Origin of the sequence: Pullulanibacillus pueri (assembly GCF_014639255.1) — a bacterium.
In the GTDB taxonomy this organism is placed as follows: domain Bacteria; phylum Bacillota; class Bacilli; order Bacillales; family Sporolactobacillaceae; genus Pullulanibacillus; species Pullulanibacillus pueri.
Genome location: NZ_BMFV01000009.1, coordinates 1 through 17,939, shown reverse-complemented (window position 1 = coordinate 17,939; position 17,939 = coordinate 1). Strand labels below are relative to the sequence as shown.

The 17,939-nt window shown below is 42.1% G+C and carries 10 protein-coding genes and 3 pseudogenes; 2 read left to right on the top strand and 11 right to left on the bottom strand.

What is annotated here, in order from left to right; genetic code table 11:
• Nucleotides 1-208: 208 nt before the first annotated feature.
• The 8 genes and pseudogenes from hisD to IEV91_RS07550 all read right to left on the bottom strand — a co-directional run bounded on the left by hisD (nt 209) and on the right by IEV91_RS07550 (nt 10,683).
• On the bottom strand, nt 209-1,492 hold the full coding sequence (gene hisD, locus IEV91_RS07585; RefSeq protein ID WP_188496902.1) for a histidinol dehydrogenase: 1,284 nt from the start codon (nt 1,490-1,492) through the stop codon (nt 209-211).
• Nucleotides 1,493-1,691: 199 nt separating this feature from the next.
• Nucleotides 1,692-2,678: a LacI family DNA-binding transcriptional regulator gene (locus IEV91_RS07580; RefSeq protein WP_188496823.1), complete on the bottom strand. Its 987-nt coding sequence runs from the start codon at nt 2,676-2,678 to the stop codon at nt 1,692-1,694.
• Nucleotides 2,679-3,100: 422 nt separating this feature from the next.
• On the bottom strand, nt 3,101-4,558 hold the full coding sequence (locus tag IEV91_RS07575) for a CoA-acylating methylmalonate-semialdehyde dehydrogenase (protein WP_188496822.1): 1,458 nt from the start codon (nt 4,556-4,558) through the stop codon (nt 3,101-3,103).
• A 53-nt stretch (nt 4,559-4,611) separates the two neighbouring features.
• Nucleotides 4,612-5,939 (bottom strand): annotated as a pseudogene (locus tag IEV91_RS07570) (GntP family permease).
• A gap of 19 nt (nt 5,940-5,958) precedes the next feature.
• The gene (locus IEV91_RS07565; RefSeq protein ID WP_188496821.1) at nt 5,959-7,152 is read right to left on the bottom strand and encodes an iron-containing alcohol dehydrogenase; all 1,194 of its coding nucleotides are present in this window, start codon (nt 7,150-7,152) and stop codon (nt 5,959-5,961) included.
• A 156-nt stretch (nt 7,153-7,308) separates the two neighbouring features.
• Nucleotides 7,309-9,096 carry a sigma 54-interacting transcriptional regulator gene (locus tag IEV91_RS07560; RefSeq protein WP_229745469.1) on the bottom strand — a complete coding sequence of 596 codons (1,788 nt, stop codon included), beginning with the start codon at nt 9,094-9,096 and terminating at the stop codon, nt 7,309-7,311.
• 324 nt (nt 9,097-9,420) lie between these two features.
• Nucleotides 9,421-9,573: a hypothetical protein gene (locus tag IEV91_RS07555; RefSeq protein ID WP_188496819.1), complete on the bottom strand. Its 153-nt coding sequence runs from the start codon at nt 9,571-9,573 to the stop codon at nt 9,421-9,423.
• Nucleotides 9,574-9,999: 426 nt separating this feature from the next.
• Nucleotides 10,000-10,683 (bottom strand): FadR/GntR family transcriptional regulator, encoded by a 684-nt coding sequence (locus tag IEV91_RS07550; protein ID WP_188496818.1) that lies wholly within the window; start codon nt 10,681-10,683, stop codon nt 10,000-10,002.
• 199 nt (nt 10,684-10,882) lie between these two features.
• On the opposite strand from IEV91_RS07550, the gene IEV91_RS07545 reads away from it, so the two are divergent.
• Nucleotides 10,883-12,049 (top strand): trans-sulfuration enzyme family protein, encoded by a 1,167-nt coding sequence (locus IEV91_RS07545; RefSeq protein ID WP_188496817.1) that lies wholly within the window; start codon nt 10,883-10,885, stop codon nt 12,047-12,049.
• Nucleotides 12,050-12,401: 352 nt separating this feature from the next.
• Nucleotides 12,402-13,583 (top strand): annotated as a pseudogene (locus IEV91_RS21645) (Na+/H+ antiporter NhaC family protein).
• 106 nt (nt 13,584-13,689) lie between these two features.
• Here the strand turns inward: IEV91_RS21645 and IEV91_RS07535 are convergent.
• From IEV91_RS07535 to IEV91_RS07525, 3 genes and pseudogenes are all read right to left on the bottom strand, one after another.
• Nucleotides 13,690-16,107 (bottom strand): glycoside hydrolase family 38 N-terminal domain-containing protein, encoded by a 2,418-nt coding sequence (locus IEV91_RS07535; RefSeq protein ID WP_229745464.1) that lies wholly within the window; start codon nt 16,105-16,107, stop codon nt 13,690-13,692.
• A gap of 96 nt (nt 16,108-16,203) precedes the next feature.
• Nucleotides 16,204-16,524, bottom strand: coding sequence for an ROK family protein (locus IEV91_RS07530; RefSeq protein ID WP_268236364.1), 321 nt, complete (start codon nt 16,522-16,524; stop codon nt 16,204-16,206).
• Between the two features lie 364 nt (nt 16,525-16,888).
• Nucleotides 16,889-17,939 (bottom strand): annotated as a pseudogene (locus IEV91_RS07525) (glycoside hydrolase family 38 N-terminal domain-containing protein); the annotation flags it as partial.

Below are 17,939 nucleotides of genomic sequence, written 5' to 3'. Positions count from 1 at the left end.
CCATCACTTCCTTTTATTGATGAATACAGAAACTTTTTTAACTATTGAGCTGTCAATTTTTGAATGCGTTTACAATTATCGCTACGTGAATGAAGAAAGAGAGAGCTATAAATCAAGAATGGGACATGTGCAATCGAAACTCAAAAGGATATTGTAGCCAAGTGAAACACCCCTGACTACAATATCATTTACTCAATGCTCTATTATGCTATTTATTTTTCCCATAACGACGGACACGAAGTAAGGCCTGTTCTGCATGACCTGCAAAATTCTCTAGTTGGCAAAGACGAGCGGCATATTCGCCAATATAGGTACTTGCTTCAGGTGTCTTTATTTTTTGATATGTGACTGTCTTAATGAACTTACCAACCCAAAGTCCGCCAGTGTAACGCGCTGCCCCTTTTGTTGGAAGTGTGTGGTTCGTACCGATAACCTTATCTCCGTAAGCCACATTTGTTTCTGGTCCAAGGAACAGGCAGCCGTAATTAGTCATGTTTTCTAAGAAATAATCAGGGTTTTCGGTCAATATTTCCACGTGCTCAAAGGCAAGTCTGTCACCTTCAATAACCGCTTCTTCAAGGTTATCCACTAATATGACTTGACCGTAATCCCTCCATGACACACTCGCAACATCCGCCGTTGGCAAGATAGTAAGCTGTCTATCAATCTCTTTAAGGGTTTCATAAGCGAGTTTTTCTGAAGTCGTTATTAATGCACAAGGTGATGTAGGGCCATGCTCCCCTTGTCCTAATAAATCCGTAGCAATCATTTCTGCGTCAGCCGTCTCATCAGCAATAACCAATGTCTCGGTTGGGCCTGCAAAGAGGTCAATCCCTACACGACCGTATAACTGCCGCTTTGCTTCCGCGACAAAAGCATTCCCTGGTCCGACAATCATATCGACGGGCTGGATGGTTTCCGTACCTATCGCCATCGATGCCATCGCTTGAATGCCCCCGAGAAGATAAATTTCATCTGCCCCTGCAAAGGACATCGCAGCAATGGTTGCATGGGGGATTTCACCATTAATAGGTGGCGTACAAGCAATCACACGTTTCACTCCTGCAACCTTCGCGGTCAACACACTCATATGTGCCGATGCGACCATTGGATAACGTCCACCGGGGATATAACATCCCACACTATTCACAGGAATATTTTTATGACCTAAAATGACGCCCGGAATATTTTCAACTTCAATATTATTAAGTGAAGCGAGCTGGGCTTCAGCAAATTCACGAATATTTTTTTGGGCAAATTTAATATCCTCAACGACATCTTTTGGAACTTGAGCAATGATTTCTTGTATTTCATCCTCAGATAAACGAAAGGATTTCGGTGACCACTTATCAAATTTCTCAGAGAACTCGCGGACGGCTGTATCCCCACGGGTTTCAATGTCTTTTATCGCATCAGCTACTATCTGTGATACTTCAAAATCTTTTTTTGAGACATCTTCTTTTGATTTTCCAGGCTTTATGACTTTCATTATAAATTCCTCCTCATAATGAATACGTATGCACAAAGGCATTGACTTATCACACCGTTTTCTGAACACGCTTACATCCTATCATATTATGAATACGTATGCAATAAAAATGTCCCTAGTATTCTGATAACATCTAAATTTTATTGAGAGGTTAGAGGTGCACTTAAACAAAGGCACACCTTGTTAAGTCAAGCATTGACATTTAAGTCGTCTGTCTTTCAATTAGTCTCCCTCTTAACTCTTTATTCCCTGACACTCCAGTATACGCTTCAATTTCGTCCATGATATATTTTACGGTTTCTCCCACCATTTGCGAAATCGGTTGTTCCCAAGTCGTTAAATTATGGGTTGGCCATGCTGCCATTTCAATATTATCAAATCCAACAATTTTAGTATCCGTAGGTATCGCAATCGAATGCTCACGAAGAGCGCCCAAGACGCCTAAAGCCATAATATCGTTGGCAACAAAAAATGCAGAGGGAATCTTATTTTCTGAAATAATGAGCTTTGCTGTTTGATAACCGCCTTCAAAGGAGTAATCTGAAGTATACTTGCTATAAGGGATGTGATACTTATTTAAGACCTCTGAAAAGCCTCTCTCGCGATCCCTACTTGTCGAAGTATTACTGTCTCCGGATATATATATCATATTTTCACAGCCTTTTCGGGTTAAAAATTCTGCAATCTGGCGACCGGCTTCTAAATTGTTGGTCGATACGGTAAAGAAATCGGTGATATCCACCTTACGGTTAAAAAAGACGAGTGGAATCTCATTGTTTCTAAAACGTTCCGTCACCTTTAAAGAAAGTGTCGCATCTGTAATGATCACCCCTGCCACCCGATAATTAAGAAGGGTTTCAACATCCTCCTTTTGGAGTTCATCATTATTTGTATGAACAAATAGAATACTGTACCCTACTTTTTTAAAGGCTGTCGCAAACGCCTTTAATACTTGGGGATAGAACGGGTTTTTGACCCCCTTCATCACGAGTCCAATGATTTTTGTTTTATTTGTAATAAGGCTTCGCGCGAACTCGTTCGGGCCATATCCCAATTCCTCCGCTGCTGCTAATACTTTTTCTCTTGTTTTCTCTGAAACTAGAGTGCCTTGTGTGAACACCCTCGAAACGGTAGATTGGGAAACACCCGCTATCTTTGCCACATCTTTGGCTGTCACTCCACTTTTCATGTGCCTTCACAACCTCTTTTGAATGAACTCTATTTTTTTCTTCTACCTGTACTTGTAGCCAGTGAAACTTATAATACATTTTCTGTATAGGGAAGTTAGAAGAGCCGCAACTCTTTCTTAATCGAATTGCCTCTCCTCTTCTTAATTATATAATAACTTCATGCTTTGCATTAGTCAGTTTTAAGGAATGACTATCGAAAAAATTCATGCAAATTGAAAAATGAATCATTAGGGCGGTTTTCCTATTTTAAACTGTTTTTCCGAAAAATACGGACACTTGTTTCTCAGGCTCCTTTTATCAATTGTTCCAATAATGGCCCAGAACCAGGATTCAAAAAACGAGCACCCACTTGGAGGTGCTCGTTTTCTTGTTCTCGTTGATGTTTATTAGCCGGGGACAGTAAACCTGACCCTCTGTCCCACTACCAACGCGTGGTGACAACCTTTTTCCGAGTGTAGAATTGGACGCCGTCTTTGCCGTTGACGTGCAGATCTCCGTAGAAGGAGCTCTTCCAGCCAGAGAAAGGAAAGAAAGCGACTGGTGCTGGGACGTTGACATTGACACCGAGCATGCCGGCATCAATCTTATCACGAAATTCACGTGCGGCTTTTCCGCTTTGTGTATAAATGACCCCGCCGTTAGCAAATTTCGATTGATTCGTTAATGTGATCGCTTCATCTAAATCCTTCACACGAACGATGCTGAGTACTGGCGCAAAAATTTCATCCTGCCAAATCGTCATGTCTTTTGTTACATGGTCGAAGATAGTGGCTCCAAGGAAGTAGCCTTTGTCTGTCTTTTCAGCATCCTCTCGCCCGTCACGGATGAGTGTGGCTTGTTCACTGATCCCCTTTTCGATGTAATCAAGCACGCGCTTCTTATGACTGTCACGAATGAGTGGCCCAAGAAAGACATCTTCTTCAAGACCGTTCCCCATTTTAATTTCATCTGCTGCTGCAACAAGTTTTTCAACAAAAACATCTGCAATAGCGTCTTCTACGGCAACGACTGAGCAAGCCATACAGCGTTCTCCTGCACTTCCAAAGGCTGCGCCAATAATTCCTTGGATCGCTTTATCCATGTCGGCATCGGCCAAAACGATGGAATGATTTTTCGCACCTGCTAACGCTTGAACACGCTTGCCATGAGCAGCCGCTGTTTTATACACGTATTCGGCCACAGGCTGCGAGCCCACAAAAGAGATCGCCTTAATATTCTCATGCTCAAGCAAGCCATTCACCGCATCATGAGCCCCATGAACGATATTGATGACACCTTTTGGTAGTCCGGCTTCCGTTAACAACTCGACAAGTCTTTGAGCAAGTAACGGCGTTCTTTCTGATGGCTTTAAGACAAAAGTATTACCGCAGGCAATAGCAAGTGGGAACATCCAACAAGGTACCATCATCGGGAAATTAAAAGGTGTAATGCCGCCGACAACGCCAATGGGGTAACGAAACATACTCGATTCCACATCAGTTGCGATGCTCGGTAGGGAATCCCCCATCATTAGTGTCGGTGCACCGGCTGCAAATTCAACACACTCAATCCCACGTTGCACCTCTCCGCGTGCTTCTCCAATAGATTTCCCATTTTCCTTTGTGATTAATTCAGCAAGCTCCTCATAGTGCGCCATTAAGAGTTGATGATATTTAAAGAGCACACGCGCACGTTTGGGCACAGCCACATTAGACCATGATTCGAAGGCCGTTGTGGCAGCTTGAACAGCCCGATCGACATCTTCTCGAGAGGAAAGGGGGACCTCTGCCATCGGTTCTCCTGTCGCAGGATTAGGAACAATTTCTGTTTCGGTACCTGTAATAGCCACCCATTCTCCGTTGATATAGTTCTTCAGTCTTTGTACAGTTTTTGTTGTCATGATAATTCCCTCCAAATGTGATTTTAATAATGAGTGGGACAAGAAACCTGTCCCTAGTAAAAGAGTGAGTAAAGGATAACGGCTAACAGCATGACGGCTGTGGGTAATATGACGCTGAGCATAAAGATGGGTTTATACGAGCGCTTATGGGTTTCTCCACAAATCGTTCGGATGGTGGTGACGACATAGCCATTGTGAGGCATGGAGTCGAGTCCACCAGAACCTAAGGCTGCAATACGGTGCATGGCCCCAGGATCCAAGCCCTTGGCCATATAGATGGGCGCAAGAATCGGGAGGGCAATGCCTAATCCACCTGAAGCCGAACCGGTAATGGCACAAATGAGAGTGACCCCAACAGCCAAACCTAAGTATCCGGGCATGTGTTGAAATGAATTAACAATGGATTGAAAAGCTGGCGCCTTTGCTGCGACACTTCCAAACCCAACAACAGCACAAGTATTAGCTGCAGCAACCAAGGCATTTTGAGTACCAGAAGCAAGAGACTCCCATATTTGTTTAACAAACTTATAGTTTAATAACCAGGTTAACAGAATCCCGATAGTTAAAGAGACCAGGGCTGCACTTGTCGAGCTCCAAAATTTAGATAGAACATTTAAAAAGACTATGACTGCAACAAGAGGCAGGATGGAGGTCAACCAAAAAGGAAGGCTTCTTTCTCCTGTCTCGGCTGCTGCCGAAACTTCAGTTTGTGCTCCCTGCTCCTTCTTTTCCGCGTTCTCTGGGAGACTAAACGTCTCTCCCTCTTGAACGGCTTTATTGACCATTCTTCCTAACCAAAGCCCACCTAAGACCATAATCAGTAAGGCCATTGTAAACCCAATCCATCCTCCTGCTGTCGGTGTTGTATGAAAGTAATCTGTTGGAATTAAATTCTGTATTTCAGGTGACCCTGGGGCTGTCATGGTAAAAGAGATGGACCCAAAGACCAGGGCTGCTGGAATAAATCGATGGGGCAAATTGGCCTTCTTAAAAAGAGAGACAGCAATGGGATAGACCGAGAAACCAACAACAAAGAGGCTGACACCGCCATAGGTCATAATCGCACATGCAGCAACGACGGCAAAAACCACGCGTTTTGGCCCCATTTTTCGACTGACAAATTCCGCAATGGAATCGGCAGCCCCCGTATCTTGCATCACCTTGCCAAAATTGCTCCTAGCATAAAGATTAAAAACCATGAAGCAAAATAACCTGTGAAGCCATCCATATAGTCCTTTGTCATAGCGTCCGCTAAGTTAATCCCACTAAACACGGCAACAACAATGGAACAAATGACTGCTGAGATAATGATATTAATGCCTTTCATTGTTAAAAAGATTAATAAAACGAGTGAAAGAATCAGTCCAATCATACTAAGCATATTTTTAACCCTCCATTGGCTAATTTACGGGATGCTTATTAACGAATTGATAATTAAAACACGTTCTATAAAGTGCCTTGATTTCCTCGTGGTCTGGGACCCGTGGGTTATTTTGTGGACTGCCGCTTTCCAAGGCATCATCGGCCATCTTATCGAGAACGCTTTCAAATTGAGCCTCTTCTATACCCCAACCCTTTAAATTAGGAATATTTAAATCAGAGCACAGCTGTTTTATTTCCGAAACGAGATAATCCATGGCTTCTGCCTCACTTTTTTCCTTTTGTTGGGGATAGAGTAGTCTACTAATTTTCGCCAATCGTTTTTCACAAGAAGCTTTACTATATTCGAGAATCGCGGGTAATAGCATCGCGTTGGATATTCCATGGGGAACATGGAAAACAGCACCAATCGGACGAGACATGCCATGAACCAAGCAAACAGAAGCATTGGAAAAAGCAGCCCCTGCAAGCATGGCCGCATATGCCATATCTTCCCTAGCCTCTAAGTCCTCCCCATTGTTATAGGCCTGACGAAGTGCGGGGACAATCAGTTGAATGGCTTCTAATGCAAGACTATCGGTAAAAGGTTGCGCGCGTCTTGAGATAAAGGCCTCAATGGCATGTGTTAGAGCATCGACACCTGTTGCTGCTGTAATGCTTTTCGGCGAGGTTGAAGAGAGCTTAGGATCGACAATGGACACGCGTGGCAAAAAGGCCGGTTGTTTAATCATCATCTTGACATTATTGGACGTATTCGTGATCACGGTAACGTCCGTTGCCTCTGATCCCGTTCCCGCCGTGGTTGGAATGGCAATTAAAGGTAGTGGCTCCCCTTTAGCGACCCTCTTATTCCCCATATACTCACTAATTTCACCACCATTTGTGGCTAAAACAGCAACAGCCTTAGCGGTATCAATACAACTACCACCACCAATAGCGATCACAACATCAATGTGATGTTCTTCCACTAAAGCAAGGGCCTCTTCAACATAGCGATCTGTTGGCTCCGACTCAATCCCGAGATAGACGTGGGTCGATAACCCTTCTTGTTCTAAAAGAGCAGTTCCTTCTTTAACATAACCCAAATCATCCATTATCCGATCACTAATAATAAGGGCTTGAGACCCACATGTTGCCGCTTCTTTACCCAATTGATCAAAAGACTGTTGACCATAAAGGACATGTCTTGGCATCCTTACAGAAAATGCAACCATGATGTATATCCTCCTTCTGAACGTTTTCACTTAATAATTATGCAAGTTTCATGCCAACAATGAAAACACTTACAAATCCAATAATCACTCTAGATAGAATATATAAAAAACACCACACCTTATCTACAGGTGTAGTGTTTTAGTGTAGTGTTTAATCTACATATTTTTGATGACCTTTTTAATCCGGTTTATTTTTTGATAAAGAGTGGTTCGGTGAATCCCTAAGCGGCGCGCAGCCTCGCTTTTATTTCCGTTACAGGCCTGAATCACATTTTGAATTTCTTGCCACTCGTGGGCCAATTGATTTTTCTTCAACGGATAGGGCAAAGACGCTAATGCTACTTGCTCTTGCTGCTTTTCAATCGGCATTTGAACGTCCCCTTCATGAAAGAAGGCCTTTTTCATCACTTTAGGAGGTAAATCTGTTTGTTGGATGTCTTCACTATCCACCAATGTCACCAAGCTCTCAACAAGATTCATCACCTCACGAATATTCCCTGGCCAATCGTAGTTCATCAAAACTTCAATGGCCGTATTCGAAAAGGTTTTATAAGGCAGATGGTACAAGCTACAAAAGTGTTGGATAAAATGGGATAAGAGAACAGGAATATCCTGCTTCCTCTCTCTTAACGGCGGGATCTGCAAATGGATAACATTCAACCGATAATAGAGATCCTCTCTGAACTCACCTTTTTTCACTTTCTCCTCTAAATCCACATGGGTTGCAGCAATCACCCGCCCCGAAAAGGTACGAGTCTGCTCACTGCCTACAGGCTGAATCTCTTTTTCCTGAAGCACCCTTAATATTTTTGCCTGCATAAAGAGAGGCATATCTCCGATTTCATCTAAAAAGATCGTGCCACCACCCGCTTGTTCAAATCGTCCCTTTCTCCCCCCTTTTTTGGCTCCAGTAAAAGCCCCTTCCTCATAACCAAAGAGTTCTGACTCAAGCAAGCCTTCAGGAATGGCCGCACAGTTCACAGCAACAAACGCCCCCTTATTTTGCTGACTCAAATGGTGGATGGCTTGAGCAAACATTTCCTTACCGGTTCCACTTTCTCCAGTAATTAGAACAGTCGCTGATGTTCGTGCGGAACGTCTTGCAAGACTTTTACAATAAGCTAATTCATGGCTTTTTGATTTAATCGCCTCGAAGGTCACCTTCGGCTGATCCAAAGTGGGATGCACACTTCCCTCTTGAAGCGAATGAGGAACTCTTTTCGCCTCGTTCACCTGCTCCAAGATCCGGTAAATATCTGAGACCCCTTCAAATATCAACATCCCGATAGCCCCTACGATTTTATTATTCCTCCAGATGGGCAGACGATGGACCACCATGTTTTGACCTTGAATAACTTGCAGTTTTCCTCTCTCTGGTGTCCCTGTCTTGACTGTGATATGAAGACGAGTGTTATCAATAATCGTTTCAACGGGTTTATATAAAACGTCCTCTTCCTTTACACCAAGAAAATTCTTATACGCCTCATTAATTCTAATGATTTTCCCTTGGCTATTGACCATCACAATGCCTTCATAGGCCGTCTCCAAAACAATATCCCAAGCATCTGCAACAGCATTTTTCTCATCTAAAAGCTGTTGGTAAGCCAGAAGCAGAGCATTGCTTGAGAGCCTGCCTTGGACCTTCCCACTGTTATCAACAACAGGAAAAACCTCAACATCCCCAAGTGGGATCTCCGTAATCGCGTCATAAAGATTTAAAACCTTTCCTTCTATTAAAATATCAGGTGAAAGGCGTTCCTCGAGCTTGCCTCCCAATTGAAGCCATTTTATGAGCGTAATAGGGGATAATAGCCCTAGATATTGGCCGTCATGGTCCGTGACAATAATATCTCGGTTCGGGTGCCGAGCACGCAACATCTTCTCGACCGCCAAATGGATTGGAGTATCAATCGTAAGTTTCTCCGGTTCTAGCATCCAATCCATCACAAGATATCCCTCTTCAGCTCGTGGTTGACCTTTATGTGATATTTGAAACTCCTTCGGCATCATATTCATCCCACTCCATTGCTTTCGTTCTTTACTTTATAGTGTATAACAAAATGAGCCAGTGTTGGAGCGCTTACAAAAATAATGACCCATTCAGTGTTAAAACATTTAACTTTCATATGAATCCACCCACAATTTACAAAGTACAGCTACCTATAGAAATTTCGAATAATATTTTGTATAATGGACATATAATTAAAAGAGAAGTGCGCGAACACTTCTCTATGCAACCTCTACCGTCAGGGTGGCGGTTGTCAAATATTATTTTGTCTTTTGCTGAAAACCACCCTTTACTTTTTGACGGAGTAGGGTGGTTTTCTTGTTGTCTAGAATGCTTTTCCGAAAGATATATGCACTTAATTCACGCACTATCCCCTTCAAAACTTCCCTTAGACATTCAAGAAATAGGTCCATGATTATCACCTCCTTTCCGATCTAAAAAGATCTGAAAGAAGAGCGACAACCAACCACCCTAACAATATTAGTTGCTTCTTCATTTTATCATAGATGCGCACAGATATGGAATGTACATTCCCTATCAACGCATAAAGTTTATCTCACACTTGTAACCTTCAAACCAAAAGAAGACCATTTAAAAAAGAGAGTCCCAATCACATGCCCGGTCCCCATCTAGCTGGACATTAAAATATTTTTTACCAAAAGGCATCGTCAACACTAATAGGAGCGGTGAGCCACACCGTTCTGCTGGCCAGAAATGATCTGATCTTTTAAAAAAGCTACCCCATATGGTTGATTTCCAAATGAGGTAGCCTTATATTGAGTACTTCACCTTTTCTCTTGTCACATTACTGGGACAAGGAACCTGACCCCATGTCCCACTTATACCTCCATAATCGATGTCTTCACGGATGCCATGAGGTTAGTAAAGGCTTCGCGTGCGCTTTTCAAATCTTTATTTTTTATAGCGGTTAAAAGCGTCTGATGATAAGGAAAGCTTTTGTCGAAAATATCATGGACACCAAAAGGTTCATTAAAAAACTCGTTAAAAGTATCGGATACAGAATCAATAATGCTTAGTAAAAGGGCATTTTTTGCGGCCCTATACAGTGCATGATGGAACTGAGCATCCGCCTTATTCGCCTTTCTTCTTTCACCGGATTGAATATACTTTCTATATTCTTGGAGATGAAAATCCATTTCATCAATATCCTTCTGAGTGGCTTTCTCTACGGCCAAATCGACAGCCTTTCCTTCTATCGCCATTCTGACGTCTAGAGCTTCAAGCAGAAATTCCTTCTCATTCTCAATATCCAACGTGGTTTGTATCGAAAACGGTTTGACCTCCTTTACAAAGATCCCTTTTCCGTTCAAAACTTCGATAAACCCCTGTGTTTCTAATAACTGCAAGGCCTCTCTTAACGATGAACGTCCTATACCGAGCATTGTTATTAGGGTATCCGCCGGTGGCAGTCGATCGCCTTTTTTAAGATCCTTTTGCTTAATATAATTTTTTATTTCTCCAGCTACGCGTTCTGATAAACGCTGCTTTTTGAGTACTTTCATCTCAACACCTCTACGTCACTTAAATAATTATCCGTCATTCTTTTATTCTAAAGAAATTATAACATAGTCACTCAGTCTTTACTTTTCTGAATAATTTATGCTTTCATACAGGCTGAAAGTATGCTAACCTATAGACAACATCATAATTTACTGTCATCTTAGATAGTTTTTACATTTGACAAAGGAGATTCGCACACCTATGACACTGACTGATGAAAAGATATGTACCGATTTAGCTTTAGGAGCCTCTCAATATCACGGAGCGGTATCACCTCCCATTTTCCAAACCAGTTTATTTACATTCAAGTCGTTTGAGAGCTTCACCGAGTCACAAAAACAAGAAAGAGAGAAATATGTGTACTCACGGGGGGTTAATCCAACAGTCCACCTTTTAGAAAAAAAATTAGCTCAATTGGAAAGAGGTGAGCAATGCAAATGCTTTGGCTCTGGCATGGGCGCCATTAGTGCTGTCTTCCTCTCTCTTTTGCAGAGTGGTGACCACGTTTTATTTGTGAACAATATCTATGGACCGACATCCCAGCTATTAAAACACCTAGAAAAATTCAATATTGAACATGATGTGGTCGATCACAACATGAAGAACGTTGAAAGCGCCATTAAAGACAATACAAAAATCATCTATGTTGAAAGCCCTGGGACGATGTTGATGAAATTTGTGGACTTAAAGGCATTAGCAACATTAGCCAAAAGTCGAGGCATTATAACTGCTATTGATAACACTTGGGCTACCCCTCTTTACCAGAAACCGATAGAGCTTGGCATCGATCTCTCCATTCACTCTCTGACAAAATATCTCGGCGGTCACAGTGATGTTGTTGGAGGAGCGGTAATTGGGAGTCACGAATTAATCGATACCATTTTTGAATATGGTCATCAGCTCAACGGATCAGTGCTAGGCCCTTTTGATGCCTATCTTATTCTACGAGGTCTGCGCACACTACCGGTAAGAATGGCACAACACCAAGCAAATGTGTCTAAAGTGATCGAGTATCTCAAACAACAGGAGGATGTCACAGCCATTCATCACCCGTATGTGGAATCTGGTGAAATGCAAACTATCGTAAACTCACAAATGCTCGGCTACTCTGGATTACTCAGTTTCGAGTTGAGGCAGGCACATTTTGAAGGGGTTTCCAAGTTTATTGATGCCCTCCGTTTATTCAAAATCGGGGTCAGTTGGGGAGGATTTGAAAGTCTCGTGAATAGCCCCATTAAAAATGACAACGAGGCCCAATTAAAAGAACAAGGGATTCCTTTAGGGCTCATTCGCCTATCTATCGGGCTTGAAGGGGCAGAAGCACAGATTGCCGATCTTGACCAAGCTTTTAGAAAAATAAAAGCCTAAGCTTTATGTTATTGCTTCGATAAAAGATTGAAAGGATGATGACTTATTATGAATCATAATCAAGAAGTAAGACTTCCCTCTCTCGGTTTGGCTCTTATCCCTATCATCATTTCAGTTGCCATCTTCATTGTAGGGATTGGGATACTTAAATATCCAGCAGAAATCATGCTCGTTTTCTCTGGTGTCATCTTTAGCCTTTTCGCCATTATTAATGGAAACAAATGGGATACCATTATTACTGTGATGGGCTCTAAGATTAAAAAAGCCCTACCAGCAATACTGATCCTTTTAAGCATTGGCCTGCTTATAGGAAGCTGGATTATTTCAGGAACCATCCCCTATTTTATCTATTATGGGCTCAAAATTATTGACCCTAACTATCTCTACCTTATGGCCTTTATCGTTACAGCCATTGTTTCAACTTGTACAGGGACTTCTTGGGGGGGCAGCAGGGACTGTCGGTGTTGCGTTGATAGGCATTGCCCAAACGATGGATCTTTCCTTAGCTATTACAGCTGGTGCTGTCGTTTCCGGATCCTATTTTGGCGATAAACTCTCCCCTCTTTCGGATACAACGAATATGAGCTCTTTAGCTGCCGAAGCCAATATCTATGAGCATATAAAACACATGCTGTTTACCGCCATTCCATCATCAATCGTCGCCATGATTGTGTTTTACTCAGTTGGACTTGGCATTAACACGAATACGACGAACCTAAAACATGTGTAAGATATGCTTTCGACCATGGATCAGCTTTTCAATCTGAATATTCTTCTACTGATTCCACCGGTCATCGTCCTTGTTGGCTCAATCATGAAAAAGTCACCTTTGATCGTGCTCTTTATATCGTCTCTAGCCGCGATGATTCTTGCCTTATGTTTTCAGCATGTCTCATTGAGCAACTTATTCACCGCAACAGTCGAAGGGTTTAATGTCGATATTTTAAAAGAGACAATCCCGTCTTTAGACCCGAGTATTATTACTGACGATGTCGCTTCCCTACTTAATCGCGGCGGTCTTTACTCTATGTATAATTCAACAGCCTTTATCTTCTATGCCTTTTTCTTTGCATCTGCTTTAGAAGTATCTGGTTCGCTGAAGGCCGTCTTGCAACACATCATTAAATATCTCAGATCAACAGGAAGTATTGTCTTTGCCACACTGGTGACTGGATTCGCTACCATTTGCTGTACCTCTAATGCTCTTGTCACCTTCTTCTTAATCAAAGACATCTATGGGGATATTTACAAAGCAAAAGGCTTACATCCTGTGAATCTCTCTCGTAGCATGGAAGACTCTGTTACGATTACTGAAGTGCTGATGCCTTGGACCGTCTCTGGCGTTTTTATCGCGACTACCCTAGGTGTAGACAATTTCACCTTTCTCCCTTGGGCGATTTTCAACTTAGGCGGATTCGTCTTCTCAGCACTCTATGCATTCCTTTCCCCTCTCACACGAGGATTTGGTATACGGAAATTAGAGAAAAGGGAAGGCAGCAACTCAACAGACCCAGGCCAGACCCCCTCAGTATAAAAAGACTTTAAAGCTCAACTATAAATAAGCATTCACCATAAGAGTGGATGCTTATTTATATTCCCACTCCGCTAAGGGAGTAGCCACTGGGACAAGGTTCCTGTCCCTATGTCCCAAAAGCGATGAGGCCTTCGTTTAACTGTTGGCACTGCTGAATGGCTTTTTCTTTATGATTTAGATCCGCTGAGGTGTACAACGTGTATTCAAATTGATAGAAGCCGGAGAGATCGACTTTAAAATTGGTTTCCCAGAAGTTATTCATCACCCATGAATACACGGGGGCCCGGTTATGTTCAACATCATTTTCTGGGCATAGTTCTATTAAGTGATGTTTGAGATCGCCCATGGTAATAAGGGGTGTATCTTTTAAGGCAATGGCCATCCCTTTATTTTCACTCACATAGGCTAAGCCGTTTTGCAGGAGATAAAATTCTTTGTTCGTGTAAGGCAATTGATCGATACCAGGGCGAATGATGCAGCCCGTTTTTTCTACAAATAACGTTTCTTCCTCTCCCGTTGTAAAAGGCAGGGCGACATAGAGATTTTCGGGTTCCCAATAGCTTTCCTTATGCAGTTTTATCGCTACGGAAATTTTAGGGAGCGCATGGTAAACCTTTAATTCAACAATATAGGCTTTCGTTCCTTCTAATTGGTAACTCAGTTCGACAACAGAATAAACTTGGCCTTGACGCTTCACTTGAACATCCGTTAATTGCGCTGTGAATCGCTCAGTGGATAGGCTCTTTCTATTTCTCCCCATTCTTCTTCTTTCCTCATTGGGTGTCGTTTTAATCGCAGTTCTTTCATAGATCCCCTGGAACGGGCTATAAGCTCCATGGGTTTTGACAATGGCTTTTCCATCGGTTTTATCCAGGATTGTTTTTATGCCAACCTGTTCATCAAATTCTATTTTGTAATAAGGGGTCTCAACATAATGATCCTTCGTTTTGATAGGGCTCTGATCATTCACAACGATGATGTCCTCGACGCCTTCAGCTCCAACATAGGCATAGTTTTTAACTGTAAAAGAGCTGTGATCATTTTTCCTGCGGACTCTGATCACTTTTTCCTCATGTGGATTCAATTCGACTAACACTTCAATTTCCCGAGCACGCGCGATAGGTGTAGATTGTGAGGGAAGAATGGCCCCAGTCTCTTCATCTATCACCTCAATAAAGTCATCGAAATGATCTCCAGAATAATACTCTCCATCGACATAGTCCCAGTATTCTAAATAAATAAGAGCGCTGTCCTTCACCTTGGTCTCATGAGGATTAACGACTTTAAAACGCTTTTCTCTCTCTGGAGAAATAGAGACTTCCCCCTTTTGGCTCAAAACTTCATCAAGATTTCGGGAAATCGCTTCATGCGCCTTGATCGCATATCCTGCTTTTCTTAACTCAAGATCATTGACAAGTGTTGCCCAGGGCTCGGACACCGAAGAGGAATACCCCCAAGTGTGTTCCGCATACATCATAAGATGGTCCCTTGCCTGATCCACCCACTCTTTCTTTCCTAATGCACCATTTGGATCCAATTTGTGGCTGAGTTGGTATTTCCGCTGTGCCTCTCTAAAATGCTTCACGATAGCCGGTGTTGAGCCCACACCGTCGGCCCACCAGTCATTCCAATCCCCGCTATAAGTTGGAATGTTTTCCTCATCTGTTCGCAAGACTTTAAAGAAATCATGGAGCGAACTCATTTCGAGCTCAATTTCATCGCCATGCTTCTCATTCCATTTTTGAATGAACTCCATAATCCGACCACTTGGGGGACTATTATCTGTGATCACACCCGAGACCATAATCGGTAAATAGTTGAGCGAATAGCCTTCTTCTATTAAATTCTCGACATAGCGATAGATTCTTTTTTCAGAGACGTCCAATTGCTGAGTATGGACTTGACCTGCGAGTTCATCGCGAATCGTATAGGTCGTGCCCCCATTAGGCGAAATGATCAGTTCATTGCCTAAATGATAATGGTCCCCGACCCAAACTAAGACTTTATGGCCGCTCGGCGTTTCCCAGAAAAAAGGAGTCTGTTTTTTATTCAAAGGAAACATACCATGATGAGGATGGATACACGAAAACAAATGTGTGATGCCATTATTGACTAGCGCATCAGAATAGCCCCAAGCATAACCATTAATATCTGCCGTCATCGCACTGTCAATATCCTTACCCAAGGTCTTGCAAAGTGCAACACCCTGTTTGGTTTTTTCTGAGAGCACTCTCGAATCGATCAACTCTGTCATATTCAGATAGCTACCAGAAATGTCGATTTCACCCGTCTTAATATACTTTTTAAAATCATTGATAGCCGCTTCATCGGCTTGTTTTATAAAGTTTTCAACTTGCCACATATTTTCACATGTCCAACGGAAGCCGCTCCACTCTGGTTTATTTCCCTTGTGGATTTGATTAAGAATGGCAATTGCTTGATGAATAAAATCGACATGATATCTTTCAATCTTTTCCTGTCTCTCCGTATAACCAATATCCGTGTGCGAAATGATGAATGACATAGATTTTCATTTTTGTTTTCAAAGGAAGACCTCCTAGGATAAACTCAAAATGCCATTAAAATGATTGTATTTAGTCGCTGTGAAGCTGCTTTGCTTCTACTTTACTAAGCTATAGGCGCCAATAAACGTACTCTTAAGAGCTTGATTTGAAATGTCTATTTTGACATCCTCATTGTCTATCGCCTGTCTAAAGGTCAGCTTAAATTCATCGAAGCTTTTCGAAATTTGGCCTCCGAACACAATCACTTCAGGTTCAAATGAACAAATAAAAGCTTGAAGAGCTTCCCCCAATAACCGACCAAAAGTAGTAAAAACTTTCCGTGCCTGTTTGTCCCCATTCAGAGCCGCTTGATATAAATCGCTTACATTTTTCTGTTTCGATTCAGGAATGAGGTTCAATATACCTCGTTTCGAGATATAAGATTAAAACAAATGATCAACCACCTTTCCGGGTTGTCCCTCACTTTGTTCCCAATTGGGTAACAACCAATCTTATTAATCGAATAGAAAAAGTGTCAGAAGGTGAAGGTCATTCCCGAACATGTTAAACACTATACCACTCGCCCCTATGAACAATCCAAAGAAAAAACAATCGGAACCATTAAAGCTTATGCAAAAGTCTAGCTAAACAGAGGATACCTCTATCTTCACTGGTCGAAGCTCATTGATACTACATTAAAGTACCATAAAAACAGCAGGTCCCCTGCTGTTTTTATTATATTCTTCTATAGATTATTTAAAAACAATCATAAAATATGGCCTTAAATAGAAATTCATGCTGCTATCCGTGGGGATTGATCCTAAATGCTGTTGTTCCTACGTTTAAGCTTTGACAAAGTTGAATGGCTTTATCAGCAGAATCAATTTGATGACCCCAATTTACAATATAGCGAAACTCATAAAACCCTCCAAGTGTGGCTTTGAAATTTGTCTCCCAATAATTTGTTAACGCCCATGAATATAAGTGATTTGGCTCTTTACCTGTTTGTTGTCCATGCACAAGTCTCTGCCCATATTCTAAAGGTCCTAACTGCACTAAAGGTGTATCTGGCGTCGCAATTAACAACCCACTTTCATCCGATATATAAGCCAGTCCTTCCTGAATACAATAATAATCAATTCCCGTTCCTGGTAATTGATCTATACCTGGTCGAATGAATGTACCTGCCTTATCTAGCCAAAGCTCATTTGACTGCTCACCTCCGGTACAGAACGGCAAAGATATATATACATTTTCAGGATCCCATACACTCTCTTTATGCATCCGGACCGATACATCGACTCTGGGTTGATCGTGATAGACTTTTAAAAGTAATGAGTAATAGCCCATTCCAGCTGTTTCATACAAAAGCTCCACAACACCATACACATGTCCACACGAAAGCTCTTTTACACCTTTTAGCGTCCCACTTATTCTTTGAACGTTCATTCCCTTCCGATTCCTTCCCATTTTCCGTCGAACTTCAGCCATATGCTCTTCTCCATCAGCAGGAGTAATCTCATATACAGGGGTGAAAGCGGCGTGTTCTCGATCTTCTCTAAGCAAATCATTTCCTGTCTGCTTATCGACCCAAGAAATGATTCCCTTACCCGCTTGCCAGCTAATCTTTACATATGGAGATTCTATACCATTCTCAGTCATTTTTAACCCTGATTCTTGATCATGATCAAGCTTTAGAAGATCGTCCATATCATAGACGCCATCATTTCCTTTGAGACGGGCACTTTTGGTCGTAAGCGCCTCCTTGTTATTTGCTTCGCGTAAGGTAAATATTTTTTCTTCTCCTGGTTGTAGGTCAACGGTTACTGCGATTTGATTTCCTCTGCTGACT

What these genes read in the sequence shown, in the direction of transcription:
- IEV91_RS07545 (WP_188496817.1), top strand. Translation starts at nt 10,883, where the DNA reads ATGACACTGACTGATGAAAAGATATGTACCGATTTAGCTTTAGGAGCC.
- IEV91_RS07555 (WP_188496819.1), bottom strand. Translation starts at nt 9,573, where the DNA reads ATGGACCTATTTCTTGAATGTCTAAGGGAAGTTTTGAAGGGGATAGTG.
- IEV91_RS07550 (WP_188496818.1), bottom strand. Translation starts at nt 10,683, where the DNA reads ATGAAAGTACTCAAAAAGCAGCGTTTATCAGAACGCGTAGCTGGAGAA.
- IEV91_RS07560 (WP_229745469.1), bottom strand. Translation starts at nt 9,096, where the DNA reads ATGGATTGGATGCTAGAACCGGAGAAACTTACGATTGATACTCCAATC.
- IEV91_RS07580 (WP_188496823.1), bottom strand. Translation starts at nt 2,678, where the DNA reads ATGAAAAGTGGAGTGACAGCCAAAGATGTGGCAAAGATAGCGGGTGTT.
- IEV91_RS07565 (WP_188496821.1), bottom strand. Translation starts at nt 7,152, where the DNA reads ATGGTTGCATTTTCTGTAAGGATGCCAAGACATGTCCTTTATGGTCAA.
- IEV91_RS07535 (WP_229745464.1), bottom strand. Translation starts at nt 16,107, where the DNA reads ATGTCATTCATCATTTCGCACACGGATATTGGTTATACGGAGAGACAG.
- IEV91_RS07575 (WP_188496822.1), bottom strand. Translation starts at nt 4,558, where the DNA reads ATGACAACAAAAACTGTACAAAGACTGAAGAACTATATCAACGGAGAA.